The following is an 18,491-nucleotide window of genomic DNA, read 5'->3' as shown; positions in this document are numbered from 1 at the left end:
TATAGAACATAATTTTTTATTAAGTATTTAATGAATAGTGAGAACATATGAAAACTATTATTTATGTTGCAACTCCTGGGAATAATCAGATAAAAATATTAAAAATGGGTAAAGACTTGAACTTTAATATTATTCAAACATTAAATACTGATGGAGAAGTTCAACCAATACATATATCACAAAATCGTCTTTATGCAGGAGTAAGACCTAAAAACCGTATTATTACATACGAAATTAAACTTGATGGTAAATTAGAAAAAATTGGAGAATCTCCTATTCCAGGTAGTCCAAATTATTTATCTTTAGATAAAGAAAAACGTTTTTTATTTTGTGCTTCTTATGGAATGGGATGTCTTAGTGTTAGCCCCATGAATTCATTAGGAATTCCTGAAAATCCAATACAAATATTATACAATATTGAGGGTTGTCATTATTGTAGTACTGATTTCAATAATCAATATTTATTTGTAACATCACTTAAACAAAACTGTATTTATATTTATGATTTAATAGATAATGATTTACCATTAAATAATACACCTTATATATTGCATACAGATTCAGGATCTGGACCAAGACATATGGCTTTTCATCCAAATAGAAAATATACTTATAGTATCAATGAATACAAAGGTACTATTGATGTATGGAAATTAAAAAGTAATAGAATGCTGATAAAATCTATTCAAAATATTAGTTTATTACCAAAAAAATATAATTATCAACCCTGGTCCTCCGATATTCATATCAATCCATCTGGATCTTATTTATATGCATCTGATCGTACTGCTAACTTAATATCGATATTTAATATTAATAAAGATAATAATCGATTAAATAACATAGGTGTTTTTCATACAGAAAAACAACCAAGATCTTTTTCTATTAGTCCAAACGGTCAATACTTGGTTGTTGCAGGAGAAGTTTCAAATAGTATTACATTATATGAAATATCTAATAATATTTTTTGTTTTCAAAAAAAAAATCAATTCACCGTACATAAAAGACCTATATGGGTATATATACATCAATTTTAAAATATTTATTTAACATAAAAAATAAATTAGTATTTAGTAAATAAAAAAATTATCATTATCCAATGCTTCTGAAATAACATCTGCAAGTTTTTTAAGTGAATATTGATCTATTATATAAGGAGGTATTAAATATATTAATTTATTGAATGGCCGAATCCATACTCCGTGTTTAATAAAAAAAAATTGGATTCTTTTAATATTAATTTTATACAAACATTCTACTACACCTATTGCTCCTAATACACGAATATTCAATACTTTAGGATGTTGTTGTAACGGTAATAATTTCAATTTTAATATTGATTCAATATTAAATATTTGTTTTTTCCATTTTTTTTCTTGCAATATTGAAATATTCTCAGTTGCTACAGCGCATGCTAAAGGATTACCCATAAAAGTAGGACCATGCATAAAACAATTGGCTTTTCCATTACTTATAGTATGTGCTATATTTTTTGTAGTAATAGTTGCTGATAAACTCATCATACCACCAGTAAGAGCTTTACCTATGCAAAGAATATCAGGAATAATATTAGCATATTCGTAAGCAAATAATTTTCCGGTACGTCCAAATCCTGTAGCAATTTCATCTATAATTAATGGAATTTTATAATGATTGCATAAATATCTTACTTTTTCTAAATATTTAGGATGGTAAAATTTCATACCACCTACTCCTTGTACTATTGGTTCCATGATTACAGCAGCAATATCACTTTTATTTTCTTTAATTAATATATCAAAAGAATATATATCTTTTTCATTCCATGTTTCTCCAAAAACACATTTTGGTGCATTGGCAAATAAGTGAGTGGGCAATAATGTGCTATATAAACTATGAATAGAATTAGCAGGATCAGATACTGACATAGCAAAAAAAGTATCACCATGATATCCATTTCTAATAGTTAAAAATGTACATCTTTTTTCACCTAATGCCTGCCAATATTGTAATGACATTTTCATTGCTACTTCAATAGCTACAGAACCTGAATCACATAAAAAAATACATTCTAATTTTTTTGGTGTAATTTCAATTAATTTCCGACATAATAAAATAGCTGAAGGATGTGTAATTCCACCAAACATAACATGAGACATTTTTTTAATTTGATCTTTTAATGATTTATTTAATCTAGCATTATTATATCCATGTATAACAGACCACCAAGAAGACATACCATCTATTATTTTTTTTCCATTATTTAACTTTAGATGGATACCTTTAGCTGATATAATGGGGTAACAAGGTAACGGATTTATCATTGAACTGTATGGATGCCAAATATGTTTAAAATCAAAGTTTAAGTCAGATTGATTCATAATTAGAGTATACTTTTATATAAAATTTTTATTATGTATTATAAACTTTTATAAATATAAGAACATCAAACTTTTGGAGAACATATGAAAGAAATATGGATACTTAAAGATATAAAGTCACTTTTTAATAAACCTCTTTTAGAATTAATATTTGAAGCACAAAAAATACATAGAAAATACTTTAATCCTAATCAAATACAAATTAGCACTTTACTATCTATCAAAACAGGAGCTTGTCCAGAAGATTGTAAATATTGTCCTCAGAGTGCTCGATATAAAACCAATATAAAAACTGAAAAATTATTGGAAACACATAAAATATTAGAAGCTGCTAATCAAGCAAAAAAATCAGGATCAACTCGTTTTTGTATGGGAGCGGCTTGGAAAAATCCACATAATCGGGATATACCTTATTTAGAAAACATAATTAAGGAAGTAAAAAAACTAGGTTTAGAAACTTGTATGACCTTAGGTTCACTAACTGAACAACAAGCCAATCAATTAGCTCAGGCAGGCTTAGATTTTTATAATCATAATTTAGATACTTCTAAAAATTTTTATAGTAAAATTATTACTACTCGTACTTATGAAGAACGTATGAGTACTTTAGCAACAGTCAGAAAATCTGGAATGAAAATATGTTCTGGAGGTATTATAGGGCTTGGAGAAAAAATAAAAGACAGAATGGAATTGTTAATGCAATTAGCTAATTTACCAATCCCACCTGAAAGTGTACCAATTAATATGTTAGTTAAAATAGAAGGAACTCCTCTCGAGAATAATGTTGAAATAGATGATTTTGAATTTATAAGAATTATATCAGTTGCACGTATAATGATGCCACGTTCATATATACGTCTTTCAGCTGGTCGTGAAAAGATGAATGAACAAACACAAGCAATGTGTTTTATGGCTGGAGCCAATTCAATTTTCTATGGTTGTAAATTACTAACAGCTCCAAATCCAGAAGAAAATAAAGATATACTCTTGTTTAATAAATTGGGACTTAAAATAAAACAAAAAAATATTCATTCTGTGAGTAAAAATAAATCAATGTCTATCTTGAATCAATTATCAAAAATAGATCATAAAAAATATTATAATGCAGATTCTGATAAAATAGAAGATAAAAATATTTTAAAAAAATAAATTAAAATAATTTTATTTAAAAAAATAATAAAATATATAAAATAGTTAAGATCCAGATTTCTAATATTTATGGAAACAAAAATCATATATAATGATCACAGAATAATTTTTTAAAATAATACAAAATTATTCTCTATTAATTAGATAAATGAAAAGTAGAATTTTTACGTAAATAAATTATGTAATAACTATATTTAATACGGTTTATTTAAATATTAATAATATTAATATCGTATTTTACGTTGAGATATTATTATATATACTATATTTTACCAAAAATATAATCCAAAATTAATATAAAATAGTTATATAGAACCACTCAATTTTTTAGAATTAAATAATATTATTCATATTTTACTTAAATAAAATTTTACTTTTAGCAATAAAAATTTTTATAAAGTTATTTTAGTTTTTATATTAAAAAATATAAATATCGTATTAAATAACATATAAAATTCAGAGAATAACATTTTTAAAAATGTATGTAATCTGATAAAAATTTATTTTATAATAAAGAATTTTATATGTATGATATATATTTATGAATATCAGGTTTGTAAAGCGCATATAAATAATAAAATTTTTAAAAAATACCTATTTTATAAAAAATTAATATTATTAGTCTATAAAAAAATTATTTTAGAAAATATGTTGATAATTATTCTATATATTTAATGGAATAAATCATATAAATATACAATTATTTTTTTTGGAGATCTTAAAAATGAATAACTGTTGGTTTATTACTGGAACTGATACTAATGTAGGAAAAACTATTGTTGGTAGTCTTTTATTAAAATATGCTAAAAAATTAGGATATCAGACAGTAGGTTATAAACCGGTATCTTCGGGTGTAAAAAAAATATATGAAAAATTTAAAAATAATGATGCCATGACATTACAAAAATTTAGTAGTATTAAACTTAAATATGAAGAAATTAATCCATTTTGTTTCCGTGAACAAGCAGCTCCACATATTTTAAGTGCCAAGAATAATATAAATATTAGTTTTAAAAAGTTATCTTTAGGATTATCTGAACTTAAAAGACAATCTAATTGGATATTGATAGAAGGTGCTGGGGGGTGGTATACTCCGTTATCTAATAAAAATACTTATGCAGATTGGGTTTTACAAGAAAAAATTCCGGTTATTTTAGTAGTAGGTATAAAATTAGGTTGTATCAATCATGCTATTTTGACAAATCATGCTATTTTAAAATACAATTTACATTTTTCAGGATGGATAGCTAATAATATTTTTCCAAAAAAAAAATTTCATAAAGAAAATATTTTAACTTTAAAAAAATATTTACAAGCTCCATTTTTAGGAGAAATTCCATATTTTAAAAATATAAAAAAAATTTATAATTATGATCTATCACTTATATTACCTCAGTAAATCTACTGTCAATGAAAATAAATAATTTTTATTAAAAATTATTTATTTTAATAATAAATATTATTATATTAATATCGTATCACTACCTAAAATATGGCGTTATACAAAGATTATGTATATACTGGGTATTCTATACAGATTTTTAAAATTTTATTTTTTATTTGATATATTTTATTTTTATTTTCAATATTATTTAATATATCTATGATTAAATAAGATAAATTTTTTACTTCATTTTCTTTTAAACCCCGTCTCGTAATAGATGGTGTTCCTATACGTATTCCAGAAGTAATAAAAGGACTTTTTTGATCATTTGGTATACTATTCTTATTTACGGTAATATTAGCTAAACCTAAAGCTAATTCTGCTTCTTTACCTGTTATATTCTTATCACTTAAATCTATTAGAAAAAGATGATTATAAGTATTATTAGATATTACTTTATAACCACATGTAATAAATATATTAGCCATGCATTTTGCATTTTTTAACACTTGTTTTTGATATTTTTTAAAAGATGGCTCCATTGCCTCTTTGAATGCTATTGCTTTAGCAGCAATGACATGCATCAAAGGCCCCCCCTGAGATCCTGGAAAAACAGCTGAATCTATTTTACGATATAAATCTATTGTACCATTTTTAGATAAAATTAAACCACCTCTTGGTCCTGCTAAAGTTTTATGAGTAGTTAATGTTACAACATGTGCAAATTGTAATGGACTAGGATATAAACCTGTTGCAACCAAACCGGCAATATGAGCCATATCAACTAATAAATAAGCGTTAATACTATCTGCTATATGACGCATTTTTTCCCAATCGCATAATCCAGAATATGCGGAAAATCCGCCAACAATAATTTTTGGATGATGTTTTTTAGCTAACTTTTCTAACGTTATATAATCAATTTCACCATTATGATCCACTCCATATGAAATTGAATTGTATAATTTTCCAGAAAAATTTACTGGAGAACCGTGAGTTAGATGACCTCCATGAGATAATTCCATTCCAAGTATTAAATCACCTGGTTGTAATAAAGCATGATATACAGCAAAATTAGCTTGTGATCCAGAATGAGGTTGTACATTAGCATAATCGGCGCTAAATAACAATTTGGCTCTTTCAATAGCTAATTGTTCTATTAAATCAACATTATGACATCCTCCATAGTATCTTTTTTTAGGATATCCTTCTGCATATTTATTGGTAAGTTGTGAACCTTGAGCCATCATCACCCGAGAACTAGTATAATTTTCTGAAGCGATTAAAATAATATGATTTTCTTGATGCCATCTTTCTTGTTCCATAAATGTCCAAAGATCGGGATCATATTTAGAAATAGTTGTGTTATTTTTTAACATTTATTTTCCTATTTTTTATAAATGATTTTTATAATATAAAAATATTTTTTTAATTTTTTTAAAATTAAAGATATTATACTTAGTATAATACTACTAATATACAGATATTAACTTTTAAATTAAAATATGAAGTTATTTTTGATTAGTTTATAAAAACTATATCAAAAAGACTGTTATATAAAAATAATATTTTTTTTAAATAAAACATATTTATTAAATTATCTTACAATAAAAAAGATAACTCTTCTATTAATTGAGTTTTCAAAACTATTTTTTGTTTTCTGTTTATTAAATTTTTTATTAATATAGATTCTTTTTTTTGTTCTTCAGGACCTAATAATAACGCTACTCGTGCATTATGTTTATTAGCTAAACGAAATTGTTGAGTAATATTACCTCCATGAAAATTAATCATTATTTTTAAAGTAGGAAATTTATGTCTAATGAATTCACTTAATTTAATAGAACTTAATTTAAAAGAATCGTTAAAAACAAGAATATATATATCTATAAAATAAAGCATGGTAAAAGATGATACTTCTTTTATTAATAGAATTAAACGTTCCATACCTATAGCAAAACCAACAGCAGGTATATTGGGTCCTCCTAATGTTTCAATTAATTGATCATAACGACCGCCGGCACAAATAGTATTTTGTGAACCTAATTTATTTGTTTTCCATTCAAATACAGTGTCATTATAATAATCTAATCCTCTGATTAAATTATTATTAATAGTATAAATAATTTCTAAATCTGACATAAAACAACATAGTTTTTTGAAATGAAAAGCGGAATTTTCATCAATATAATTACTTAATTGAGGTCCTTTTTTTAGTAAGACTTGCGTAGATTCAACTTTACTATCTAAAATTCTAAAAGGATTCGTATGAAGACGACATTTAGAAGCGTGATCTAAAAATGATTCATTGATTTGTAAAAATTTTAGTAAATCTTTCTTATACTGATTTCTAATATGGATTGAACCTATAGAGTTGAGTTCTAAAATTAAATATTTATCAATTCCTAGTTTTTTCCAAAAACTTGCTGTTAGCAAAATTAATTCAAGTTCTATATCAGGTCCTTTAAAACCAAATGCTTCTGCTCCCATTTGATAAAATTGACGATATCTGCCTCTTTGTGGTCTCTCATATCTAAACATGGGACCTAAATACCATAATCTTTGTTCTTTATTAATTAATAAGTTATGTTGAATACTCGCTCTTGCACAACCAACAGTACCTTCTGGACGTAAAGTTAATTGATTGTTTTTACGATCTTGAAAAGAGTACATTTCTTTTTCAAAAATATCTGTATTATTACCTATTGTATTATTAAATAATTTAGTGTGTTCCAAAACAGGCAAACGAATTTCTCTGTAACAATAACTAAACAATATTTTTTTAAGTAAATTTTCAACATGATTCCAAATCATTATTTCATTAGGAAGATAATCATGCATACCCCTTATAGATTCATTTTTTTTATTCATTAAAAAAATTCTCTTTAATCATTTAAAATGATTTAATAGTTTTAATTACGAAAATAGAATATTTATTTAAATATTATTTATAATATAATTCATAAATTAAAATAAACATAAATTATATATTTTTGCATAAATATTTTTAATATTGATATATTTTAAAGTATTTATATAGTAAAAAGTTTTATATTAAAAATATGAGAATTTATTGATGTTGTTCATTGCTTATTATTACAAATCATATGTATGTCTAGTATACTATTTTTTTTATATAATTTAAATAGTTGATAATTTAATTTTATCTATACTATTACCATATATTAAATACAGATATTTATTTAAATTTCTATATCTTTAATATTTTTATAAAAGATATAGAATACATATGTATTGAATCTAATAAAAAAGTAAATAAAGAATAAAATATAGTGATTTAGTGAAGCAATAAGTGATTCATGCATATAAAAATTTATCTTAATTTTTAATAATATTTATAGCTAATACAATATTTTAGAACAATTAATACCTAATAAATATAACATTTGTTTAAGTAGTTGCTTTTATTATACAATTTTTAAAATCTATAATTTTTTATTATTACATGCATAAAAAAATTTATGGATGATAATTAAATAATTTTACCAAAAAAAGATTTATTCATGCTTATTTAAAATTATTAAATATTAAAAATATAATTTTTATATATTCCATGATTCAATATCATGATTCATGATATTTCTGATATCAAGATATTTTACAGATTTTTTCTAATAGATTTAAATTATACTAATATAGATCAATAAGTGTTTATCTTATAAAATTCACCATTGATCGAATATAACTTTATTATTTTTATCATTTCTATTTATTTATAAGTAATTTACTTATATTTAAATATTTTTAAAATTTGATATGCATTAAAGTTTATATATGGTATAAAAAACACATGCTGTATATTTTATAAGTCAGATATATTTTAATTTTTAATTAAAAAATTGCAATATAAATTTGTGTAAAATATTTTCTTTTTAAGAAAACTAGTTAATTTTTTATTTAATTATATCAGTTCTGTGGTTATCAATTATTAATTGAATGTTATCACAGTTTATTATTACCAATTACTGTTTTTTCAATGTGCATTGATTAAAAATTTTTTACCTTTTTAGGTATAATAAATTTTTATGGTTCATAGTTTTTATTACTGATAATAATATTTATTGTAAGTATTATGTATAATGAGTCATATGTAATAATTTTACTATTTTTTATGGAGTAAAAATAAGTGACATACAAAATTAATATATTTATTTTTATTTTAAATAATTTCCCCAATTAATTGACCACATGCAGCTTTTATATCTATGCCACGATTTTTTCTAATAATAGTAAAAAATCCTTTTTTTATTAGAATTGAAGCAAATTTTTTTATTCTGACAAAGTCACTACTTTTATAGATAGAGTGTGTAAAGATGTTCCAAGGGATTAAATTAATTTTACTGGGTATTTTTTTTAAAATAAATGCTAATTCTTCAGCATGAAAAACTTCATCATTGATACGATCAAGCATAACATATTCAATTGTTACACCTCCTCGATTGGCTTTGGATATATTTAAGTAACGACTAACTGAATATAAAAGATCTTGGATATTATATTTTTTATTAATAGACATTATTTTATTTCGAATCAAATTATTAGGAGCATGAAGAGAAATAGCTAAATTAACATCAATCATACTACTTAATTGATCTAAAGCTGGTACTATACCGGCAGTAGATAAGGTAACTTTATTTTTTGAAATATTAAAACCGCAATAATTTAATATAATTTTTAATGAATTGACTACATTTTTTAAGTTTAATAACGGTTCACCCATTCCCATAAAAACTATATTAGTAATAGGACGTTTTTTTTTAAATGGGTCATTATTGATAATTTTAGCAGCATTCCATATTTGACCAATAATATCTGAAACCTTTAAATTTCCTTTAAAAACCATTTTTCCAGTGGCACAAAAGGTACATTCTAAAACACATCCAATTTGAGAGGAAACACATAATGTAGAACGAGTTTTTTCAGGAATATAAACTGTTTCTACTAAATGATTATTTACTGCTACTTGCCATTTTATAGTACCGTCAATAGATTTTTTTTCTTTCACAAAGTTGGGTGCTTTAATAACACATATATCGTGTAGTTTCTTTCTTAATACTGTGCTAATATTAGTCATTTTGTTAAAATCATCACAATATTTATGATAAATCCAATGCATAATTTGATCTGCACAAAATTTTTTTTCTCCAATAGAAACAAAAAATTTACACATTTGTGTATAATGTAAATTTAGCAAATTTATTTTATTATCTCCATATGGAGATTTATGTACGTCATTATCCATTTTAAATACCTTGAATTATGGTTTTTATATTTATTAACATTTATTGTTTATAAAAACAAATGTTTTGAAATGGCTTATATAAATTATTTTATTTAATATCCATGAATAGTATAAAGAATATAACACTTTATTATAAATTTATGAGATTATATTTAAATCCTAATATTTTATCTATTATAGATATAATTTTTTTATTAAAAAGTAGAAAATATGTATCCTATGTTAAATATAGCAGTACGCGCTGCTAGAAAAGGGGGGAGTATAATAATTCAAAACTATGATACTCAAAAACACCTTATAGAAAATAAAAGTCATTATAAAGAAAATATTATTAATAAAATTATACATATTACACAAAAAGCAATAATAGATGTTATTCATAAGGCATATCCTAATCATTTTATTTGCACTACAAAGTATCATAATATTTTCAAAGAAAATAGTATCACGTGGATTATTAATCCTTTAGATGGATTAAATAATTTTGAAAAACAATTTCCTCATTTTTGTTTATCAATATCTATTGTTATTAAAAATAGAACTGCAATTTCTGTTATATACGATCCTTTAAAAAATGAACTTTTTACTGCTATTAAGGGACAAGGAGCTCAGTTAAATGGTTATCGAATGAGATGTACAAATGTGCACTCTTTAGAAAATAGTACAATAGGTATTAATTTTATAATGAAGAAACAGTATGAAATAAGAAACTATTTTAAAACAATAAAATTATTATTTTCAAAAAAAATACATGTTATATCTTCTGGTTCTGCCGTACTAGATTTAGCTTATTTAGCAGCAGGAAGATTAGATGGTGTATTGAATTTCTCTTTAGAACCACGTAATGTTTTATCTGGAGAATTACAGATCAGAGAATCAGGAGGAATAGTTAGTGAACTAACAGGAGGATGTTTTAATTATTTAAATTCAACATCACTGGTAACAGGTAACCCTAAATTTCTTAGAATTGTTTTGTCAGAAATGAGAAATACAGGAAGTATATAAATTACAAGAAAAACTTTGTTTTTCTTAATAAATGTAAGAGTAAATATAAAATAACATTATTTTAAAATATTTTAAATTTACATAAAATTTTTAATTAAACAAATATTAGTTATTTATCAATACAAGTTTACTGTTAACTTCTTTATCTTCCTTTAAAAATATAATTTTTTTAAAAAATGAATATTTTATCTTGATAATCTACCATACTATTATAATTTCAATTAAAATAAATATTTTTCTAGTAGTTAGTACTTAAAGATTATCAATATTTTTTATCCATGAAGAAAAATTTTAATAATATATAAAATATATATGATCTTACTATTTTGAACTTTTTAATATTTTTTATTTCATTTTATTTATTTTATTAATTAATTTATTCTATTATTTATGATAATATTATTTTTTAGATCTTATTTTTTTACCATATAGATAAATATTGTATTTTATATATCTTATATAATAGTTATAAATTATAGAATTTTTACTAAAATAGTAACTTAAAATATCGATCAATAAAAAAATATTGATTTCTATATTACATGTTAACGTTATTTATTTTCCTCACTTGATATCGATCATTTTTAATATTAGCAGAATCATGATAGCTTATAAAATTATAAAAATATTTGATTAATCCATCGGAAACTATTTTTATATTTAGTATAAAATATATTGTGTATAACAATTTCGCATCTCACTTCTTGTGTAATAAAGATTGCTTAATAGCAAGAAAATAAGATTTTTATACTTTTTTATTGTTAATGATTTTACTAAATTAGATTTTCTAAACCAAGAGAATAATTTTATATAATATTTTATTTTAAGAATCTTTATAGATCAGTATATCTCTTAAATCTAATTGTTATGCGTATTATTTTACCTGTTATGAATTATTTTAGTTTTTAAAAAAACATTTCAATTATTTTATAAATTAATTTTTAAATTTTACAGTGATTTTTATATCCTATATTTAACATCTTTACTCGATATAATGCAAATTATAATTCAGTAGGTAAACATAGTTGTATATATTTTTTAAAATTTTTATTTTAAAAATTAAAATAATTAGTAACTATCATTTTTTATAATTTATTTGATATAGATTTTTTCGTGCTTTTTTTAAAACTTTCAGTTTATAAAATGATCATATATATGGTGTTTATATCCTCATTTATAAAATTTTATGCTAAAAAAATACTTAACATATACTGGAATATAGAAACTCATTGATCAAATATTATCATTTATACGAAATAAAAATAAGTTTTAGATTCAATTGAATTATAGAATAAATTTATTTTTTTTTATTTATTATAGATATAAAGTTATTAAAATTAATTCAATTATATATTGAATTAATTTTAATATTAAAATAAAAATTTTTCATTCAGACAAAATTTTATTTTATGTAAATATATTTACAGTAAATCAAGCATAGACTATTAACTTTGTATCATAAAAAAATTAATATTTTTTATTTTTAAATTTTTATCTAATAAAAATTTTTTATAAATTGTAAATATTTATACATTATATTTCATAATATGATGATGAAATATTAATTCATTACTTCATAATCATACTATATATTTTTTTTAAAATATTATTAATAATATTATTCATAACATTTTTTTTAGGTGTATACTTAATTTCTAATAAAGTAAATTTATTTCTTTTTGAAATTAAAAAATCGTCACTATTATCAATGCTATCTATAAGATTTTTTTTTAATGCAAGACTACCAAACCAATATTCTCCAGTAGAAACGGCTTCAATATCTAAAATTGGTCGCATTTCATGAATAAAATCTTTAAAAAGATGATAAGTAATATCTAATTCACAACAGAATTTTTCACGTGCTGCCTGTGTATTTTCACCAAATAAAGTTAAAGTTCGTTTATATCGACCGGCTGTGTGTAATTCTATGTCAATATTATTTTTTTTTAATATTTTATTAAAATTAGGTATTTGTGCTACCACTCCAATAGAACCAATAATAGAAAATGGTGCAGCCATAATATGATTCGCAACACTAGCCATCATATATCCTCCGCTTGCAGCAATTTTATCTACAGAAACTGTTAAATAAATACCTTTTTGACGTAATCTTTGTAGTTGAACAGCAGCAAATCCATACCCATGAACTGTTCCTCCTGAACTTTCTAACCTTAACAGTACTTCATCATTCTCTTTTGCTACTGAAAGAATAGCAGATATTTCTTTTCTTAAATAACTAACTGCGCTTGCATATAAGTCTCCTTTAAAATCTAAAACATATAATGTCGGTTTTTTATTTTTTAAACACATGTTTTTATTATTTTTTTGTTTTTTTTTATTAATTTTATTCCATACTTTTTTTTCATAAGATGTCATTTTTGAAAAAAGTATATTTTCTTTTATATTATTATATTTTTCCCCTAATAAAGTTAATTTAAATTTTCCTTTATTTTCATTTTTACGTCGTACTATATGTGTAATAACTAGTATTATCGTTAATACTGATGCTAACACTGTAATATTTTTTATTAAAAAAAGTCCATAATTTAAGATAAAATTCATAGATTCCACGCTAATATTAAATATTAAAAATATTTCTTATTGATGATTACTATTACATTGATAAAAATTAAAAATATCTATAAATAATTTGATATAATTTTTACAATTTTAAAAAATATATTTTTTATAAAACAATCAATTATATTTTAATTGAATTAAATTATATAAATTCTTCACTACAGTACCTTTGAGGTATTTCCATGATCCAGGAGATAAATTTTTAGGTAAAATAATATTCGCATAGCTAATACGAATTAACTTATTTACTTGTACTTGTACAGTTTCCCAAATACGTCTTACTTCTCGATTTCTACCTTCTATTAATGATACTATAAACCATTTATTTTTAGTATTATTAGATTTACATTCGATACTGTTGAATACAGCGTATCCATCTTTAAGATATACTCCCAGTTTTAATTGATTAATTTTTTTATCATCTATATACCCAAACACACGCACTGCATATTTTCTAATAATTTTAAATTTTGGATGCATAAGGCGATAAGCTAGTTCTCCATCAGTTGTAAATAAAAGTAAACCACAACTATTTAAATCTAGTCTTCCAATCATAATCCACTTGTTGTTATTTAATACTGGTAATGTATCAAAAACTGTATTACGTTTTTTGGGATCAGATTGAGAACAAATATATCCTTCTGGTTTGTAATAAATTAATATGCGTGATTTTTTTTTTTATTAAAAATAAAAGAATTTTTATTAATAGTAAGAAATTTAATATTTCTTATGGAAAATCGTTGACCAATCTTAATTTGATCACCATTGACAAAGATAAGTTCAGATCTAATCATATTTTCTATATAACGACGGGAACCGTAACCAGCATTAGCCAATATTTTTTGTATTTTTTCATTCATATATAACTCATTAATTAAAAAATTTTTTATATTTAAATATAAATTTATTTTTTTATTTATATTAAAATATTTTTCGTTAAGATAAAATCTTAAATGAATTTTTTTAGATATAAAAATAAACCATTATTAATTTTAATCGAAATTAAAACATATCATGGATTACCTTTGTTTAATAGATTATTTTATATAGTAATTATTTTTTATTAAAAATTACTTTTTATTCTTTTGAAATTAATGTTAATAATATACCAAATATTAAAGGTAACATTAATAACAATTGATTGGTAGGAATACTATATTCAAAAATATAATAATCTAAAGTAGTAGCAATAAAGGGAAAAATTAGAAAGACAGTAGAAGCATGAAAAGAATTAACTTTTTTTTGTAAATAAAAATAAGACAATATACCACATATTCCAGAAAAATCTCCTAGATAAATGGTTGCTAAAACTGATATTTTTGAAAAATTATTAATAACAGGATGTTCGAAAAACCAAGCAAAAGTGAGTAAAATTATACCAGAAATTAACGAAGGTAATGCATTAAATGTTAAAACAGATATGTTATAGGATTTTTTTTTACATTCTACATACATAACAGCATGGCTAATCACTGATAATATTAATGCAAAAATTCCTTTATATTGACAATCATGAATGATAAAAACTGCATTAAATAAAATTGAAACAAGAATACATATAGATATTATTAATCCTATCTTTTGTAAAAAAAATATTTTTTTTTTCAATATAAAATAAGAAGTAATTAAGATAGCAATTGGCATATTTGAAAAAATAACAGAAGATACGTATGCATTAACATATACTCCACCGTATAACATTAATGAAAATGGAATAGAAAAATAGAATATACAAATAATTAATTGAAAAAATCGTTCTCCTGGAGGAAAAAGTAAAGGAGTTTTGTTATAATATGCCATTGTAATTAATAAAGGAGAGGCAAGTATAAAACGCATTCCAGTGGCAAAAAAGGGAGGGATAGTATTTACGGCAAGTTTCATTGCGATCCAAGTGGTGCCCCATGTAATCGATACTAAAAAAAATAGTATTATTATTATAATATTGCGCATAGTAATATCTCTGATTAAAAGTAATATAGTTTTATAAAAATAAAGTAATACTATCATTTATTTTTAAAATCTGTTTATTATTTATTAATGATAAATAATTTTTTTATTAATATATGAAAAATTTTTAATAACTTATTTAATATATTAAAATTATTTTTTATTTTAAAAAAGTTAATAACTTTAAAAAATTTTAAGAAAATATTATTCTTACTATTAAAATGCAATATTATTTATATATAAACTATGTATTTTATTTAAAATTAATTTTTTTTATCAAAAGAAATAGAATGAATTTAATATATTCATATTTTAAGATATTACATAATGGTATTATTATACTAATAATATTTAGTGTTAATAAATAACGTCTTTTTGAAGTTAATTTATTTTTATTATCAAAATAATATATTAGGATAGGATATTAACATGGAAAATATTTTAAAAAAAGTATATGAATCACAGTTGTTAACTAGTTTAGAAACTTACAAAGTGTTTCAAAAAATTATTAAAAATAAAATAAATGATGTACAATTAGCATCTTTATTAATATCTATGAAAACAAGAGGTGAATCAACAGATGAAATAACTGGAGCTATAAATGCATGTTTAGAAAAAGTAAATTACTTTCCTAAACCTACTTATGATTTTTCTGATATAGTGGGAACAGGAGGTGATAAAAAAAATACTATTAACATATCTACCGCAAGTTCTATTGTTGCTGCAACATGTGGATTTAAAATTGCCAAACATTGTAATACTGGAATTTCAAGTCAATCAGGTTCATCTGATGTATTACGTCAATGGGGAATAAATCTTAATCTATCACCTCAACAATCGCGTGAAATGTTAGATAAATTTAACATTTGTTTTTTATTTGCACCTCAATATCATACTGTATTTCAAAATACTCTCAGAGTAAGAAAAATACTACAAACGAAAACTTTATTTAATATTTTAGGTCCTCTTTTAAATCCATCTAAACCTCCATTAACAATAATTGGAGTTTATGCTAAATCTCTTATTTCGAATATAATACAGACATTAAAAAAAATTAATTATAAGCGAGCTATTGTATTACACAGTAATGGTAATGATGAAATAATGTTGTTTGGTAAAACATATATATCTGAATTAAATAATGGAAAAATTACTTCATATGAAATCGAAGCTAAAGATTTTGGATTTCATTCTCACCCACAGTATGCATTAACTGGAGGTTCTTCAAAAGAGAACTGTGATATTATAAAAAAAATATTTCAAGGTCGTGGTAATATAGCACATGAAGAGACAATTTCGGCAAATGTGGCAATGTTATTAAAAATATTTGGGAATGAGGATATAAAAGAAAATGCACAATATGCACTAGAAATAATTCGTAGTGGTAAAGTTTATAAAAAATTAATATCTCTTATTAATTAGGATAATTATGCAGCAAACAATATTGCAAGAAATTATAAAAAATAAATTAATTTGGTTAAAAATAAACAAAAAAAAACAACCATTAATAAATTTTAAAAATAAAATACAAAAAACGAATAGAAATTTTTATCAATCCATAAAAAATGTTCATCCATTTTTTATTTTAGAATGTAAACAATCTTCTCCTTCTTCAGGAATTATTAGAAAAAAATTTGATATTGTTGATATTTGTCATATATATAAAAAATATGCTTCTGTAATCTCCGTATTAACAGATAAGCAATATTTTAATGGAAAATTAGAATTCATACCAAAAGTTAGCGCTATAGTATCTCAACCTATATTATGTAAAGATTTTTTTATTGATCCATACCAAGTGTATCTAGCTCGGTATTATCAAGCTGATGCTATTTTACTTATGTTATCTATCTTAAGTGATCAAGAATATAAAGTTCTTTCTAAGATTGCAACAGATATGAATATGGGAATCTTGACTGAAGTAAATAATAAAATAGAATTAAATCGAGCAATTTTATTAAAAGCAAAAGTTATAGGAATTAATAACCGTAATTTACATGATTTTTCAATAGATCTGAACCGAACTAAAATAATGGCACCTTTGATTCCAAATGATATAAAGATTGTTAGCGAATCAGGAATTAATAATTATTCACAAATTCGTGAATTAAGTAAATTAGTACACGGATTTTTAATTGGTTCTTCATTAATGTTACAAAAAGATTTAGATATGGCAATTCGTAAAATGATTATGGGAGACAATAAAATTTGTGGTTTAACCAGAGAAAAAGACGCGGTTATATCAAAAAGATATGGAGCTATTTACGGTGGATTAATTTTTGTAAAAAATTCTAAACGGTATATTAATGAAAATGTAGCCATTAAAATTATTGATTCAGCTAATTTGAATTATGTAGGAGTCTTTAGAAATGAGCACATATCTTATATTTTAACCTTATCTAAATTATTAAATTTAAAAGCTATTCAATTACATGGTAATGAAGATCAAAATTATATTAATAAATTACGTGTTCAATTACCGTATGAGATAGAAATATGGAAAGCATGTGGTATTAAAAATATCAGTCCTAATTATAATTTTAAAAATGTTAATTATTATATCTTTGATAATTCAGATGGAGGAAGTGGAAAAAGTTTTAATTGGTCTATATTATCAAATTGTAATCTCAGTAATGTAATTTTAGCTGGTGGATTAAATTCTAAAAATTGTATTTTTGCATCAAAATTAGGTTGTGCTGGATTAGATTTTAATTCAGGAGTAGAAGATGATTTTGGGAAAAAAAATTCTAAAAAAATTGCTTCTGTTTTCCATTCTTTAAGAAATTATTTTTAATAATAATAG

At 22.7% G+C, this 18,491-nt stretch carries 14 protein-coding genes; 6 read left to right on the top strand and 8 right to left on the bottom strand.

The annotated features are described in order from the left end of the window. The first annotated feature begins 47 nt into the window (after positions 1-47). On the top strand, positions 48-1,037 hold the full coding sequence (gene pgl / locus AB4W65_RS01300; protein WP_367673372.1) for a 6-phosphogluconolactonase: 990 nt from the start codon (positions 48-50) through the stop codon (positions 1,035-1,037). A gap of 33 nt (positions 1,038-1,070) precedes the next feature. Here the strand turns inward: pgl and bioA are convergent, their stop codons facing one another. Continuing rightward, a complete protein-coding gene (bioA, locus tag AB4W65_RS01295; protein ID WP_367673807.1) occupies positions 1,071-2,360 on the bottom strand; it encodes an adenosylmethionine--8-amino-7-oxononanoate transaminase in 1,290 nt (429 codons plus the stop codon). Positions 2,361-2,444: 84 nt separating this feature from the next. On the opposite strand from bioA, the gene bioB reads away from it, so the two are divergent. Further along, positions 2,445-3,509 (top strand): biotin synthase BioB, encoded by a 1,065-nt coding sequence (bioB, locus tag AB4W65_RS01290; RefSeq protein ID WP_367673806.1) that lies wholly within the window; start codon positions 2,445-2,447, stop codon positions 3,507-3,509. Between the two features lie 724 nt (positions 3,510-4,233). Further along, complete coding sequence (bioD, locus tag AB4W65_RS01285; protein ID WP_367673805.1) at positions 4,234-4,908, top strand: dethiobiotin synthase; 675 nt, start codon at positions 4,234-4,236, stop codon at positions 4,906-4,908. A gap of 110 nt (positions 4,909-5,018) precedes the next feature. Here the strand turns inward: bioD and glyA are convergent, their stop codons facing one another. The 3 genes from glyA to rlmN form a co-directional block, all read right to left on the bottom strand. Next, the gene (gene glyA / locus AB4W65_RS01280) at positions 5,019-6,272 is read right to left on the bottom strand and encodes a serine hydroxymethyltransferase (protein ID WP_367673804.1); all 1,254 of its coding nucleotides are present in this window, start codon (positions 6,270-6,272) and stop codon (positions 5,019-5,021) included. Positions 6,273-6,495: 223 nt separating this feature from the next. Further along, positions 6,496-7,764 (bottom strand): histidine--tRNA ligase, encoded by a 1,269-nt coding sequence (gene hisS, locus AB4W65_RS01275; protein WP_367673803.1) that lies wholly within the window; start codon positions 7,762-7,764, stop codon positions 6,496-6,498. Between the two features lie 1,309 nt (positions 7,765-9,073). Then, positions 9,074-10,156, bottom strand: coding sequence for a 23S rRNA (adenine(2503)-C(2))-methyltransferase RlmN (gene rlmN / locus AB4W65_RS01270; RefSeq protein WP_367673802.1), 1,083 nt, complete (start codon positions 10,154-10,156; stop codon positions 9,074-9,076). A gap of 219 nt (positions 10,157-10,375) precedes the next feature. On the opposite strand from rlmN, the gene AB4W65_RS01265 reads away from it, so the two are divergent. After that, positions 10,376-11,161: an inositol monophosphatase family protein gene (locus tag AB4W65_RS01265; RefSeq protein ID WP_367673801.1), complete on the top strand. Its 786-nt coding sequence runs from the start codon at positions 10,376-10,378 to the stop codon at positions 11,159-11,161. 1,569 nt (positions 11,162-12,730) lie between these two features. Here the strand turns inward: AB4W65_RS01265 and sohB are convergent. The 4 genes from sohB to AB4W65_RS01245 form a co-directional block, all read right to left on the bottom strand. Next, the gene (gene sohB, locus AB4W65_RS01260) at positions 12,731-13,723 is read right to left on the bottom strand and encodes a protease SohB (protein ID WP_367673800.1); all 993 of its coding nucleotides are present in this window, start codon (positions 13,721-13,723) and stop codon (positions 12,731-12,733) included. 135 nt (positions 13,724-13,858) lie between these two features. Continuing rightward, positions 13,859-14,374, bottom strand: a complete 516-nt coding sequence (locus tag AB4W65_RS01255; protein WP_367673823.1) for a pseudouridine synthase — start codon at positions 14,372-14,374, stop codon at positions 13,859-13,861. Positions 14,375-14,397: 23 nt separating this feature from the next. Beyond that, positions 14,398-14,601 (bottom strand): S4 domain-containing protein, encoded by a 204-nt coding sequence (locus tag AB4W65_RS01250; RefSeq protein ID WP_367673799.1) that lies wholly within the window; start codon positions 14,599-14,601, stop codon positions 14,398-14,400. Between the two features lie 217 nt (positions 14,602-14,818). Next, the gene (locus AB4W65_RS01245) at positions 14,819-15,691 is read right to left on the bottom strand and encodes a DMT family transporter (RefSeq protein ID WP_367673798.1); all 873 of its coding nucleotides are present in this window, start codon (positions 15,689-15,691) and stop codon (positions 14,819-14,821) included. Between the two features lie 426 nt (positions 15,692-16,117). On the opposite strand from AB4W65_RS01245, the gene trpD reads away from it, so the two are divergent. Further along, positions 16,118-17,110, top strand: a complete 993-nt coding sequence (trpD, locus tag AB4W65_RS01240) for an anthranilate phosphoribosyltransferase (protein WP_367673797.1) — start codon at positions 16,118-16,120, stop codon at positions 17,108-17,110. Positions 17,111-17,117: 7 nt separating this feature from the next. Continuing rightward, positions 17,118-18,482, top strand: coding sequence for a bifunctional indole-3-glycerol-phosphate synthase TrpC/phosphoribosylanthranilate isomerase TrpF (trpCF, locus tag AB4W65_RS01235; RefSeq protein ID WP_367673796.1), 1,365 nt, complete (start codon positions 17,118-17,120; stop codon positions 18,480-18,482). Positions 18,483-18,491 lie beyond the last annotated feature (9 nt).

Origin of the sequence: Buchnera aphidicola (Pemphigus populi) (assembly GCF_964058935.1) — a bacterium.
GTDB classification, from domain to species: domain Bacteria; phylum Pseudomonadota; class Gammaproteobacteria; order Enterobacterales; family Enterobacteriaceae; genus Buchnera_C; species Buchnera_C aphidicola_D.
Note: the sequence above shows the minus strand (reverse complement) of the source record. Positions and strands in the feature narration are given on the sequence as shown.

Bases quoted from the DNA above. Each gene is read 5' to 3' on its own strand.
- AB4W65_RS01250 (WP_367673799.1), bottom strand. From the start codon at position 14,601: ATGAATGAAAAAATACAAAAAATATTGGCTAATGCTGGTTACGGTTCC.
- AB4W65_RS01265 (WP_367673801.1), top strand. From the start codon at position 10,376: ATGTTAAATATAGCAGTACGCGCTGCTAGAAAAGGGGGGAGTATAATA.
- bioB (WP_367673806.1), top strand. From the start codon at position 2,445: ATGAAAGAAATATGGATACTTAAAGATATAAAGTCACTTTTTAATAAA.
- pgl (WP_367673372.1), top strand. From the start codon at position 48: ATGAAAACTATTATTTATGTTGCAACTCCTGGGAATAATCAGATAAAA.
- hisS (WP_367673803.1), bottom strand. From the start codon at position 7,764: ATGAATAAAAAAAATGAATCTATAAGGGGTATGCATGATTATCTTCCT.
- AB4W65_RS01245 (WP_367673798.1), bottom strand. From the start codon at position 15,691: ATGCGCAATATTATAATAATAATACTATTTTTTTTAGTATCGATTACA.
- trpD (WP_367673797.1), top strand. From the start codon at position 16,118: ATGGAAAATATTTTAAAAAAAGTATATGAATCACAGTTGTTAACTAGT.
- bioA (WP_367673807.1), bottom strand. From the start codon at position 2,360: ATGAATCAATCTGACTTAAACTTTGATTTTAAACATATTTGGCATCCA.
- glyA (WP_367673804.1), bottom strand. From the start codon at position 6,272: ATGTTAAAAAATAACACAACTATTTCTAAATATGATCCCGATCTTTGG.
- sohB (WP_367673800.1), bottom strand. From the start codon at position 13,723: ATGAATTTTATCTTAAATTATGGACTTTTTTTAATAAAAAATATTACA.
- trpCF (WP_367673796.1), top strand. From the start codon at position 17,118: ATGCAGCAAACAATATTGCAAGAAATTATAAAAAATAAATTAATTTGG.
- bioD (WP_367673805.1), top strand. From the start codon at position 4,234: ATGAATAACTGTTGGTTTATTACTGGAACTGATACTAATGTAGGAAAA.
- rlmN (WP_367673802.1), bottom strand. From the start codon at position 10,156: ATGGATAATGACGTACATAAATCTCCATATGGAGATAATAAAATAAAT.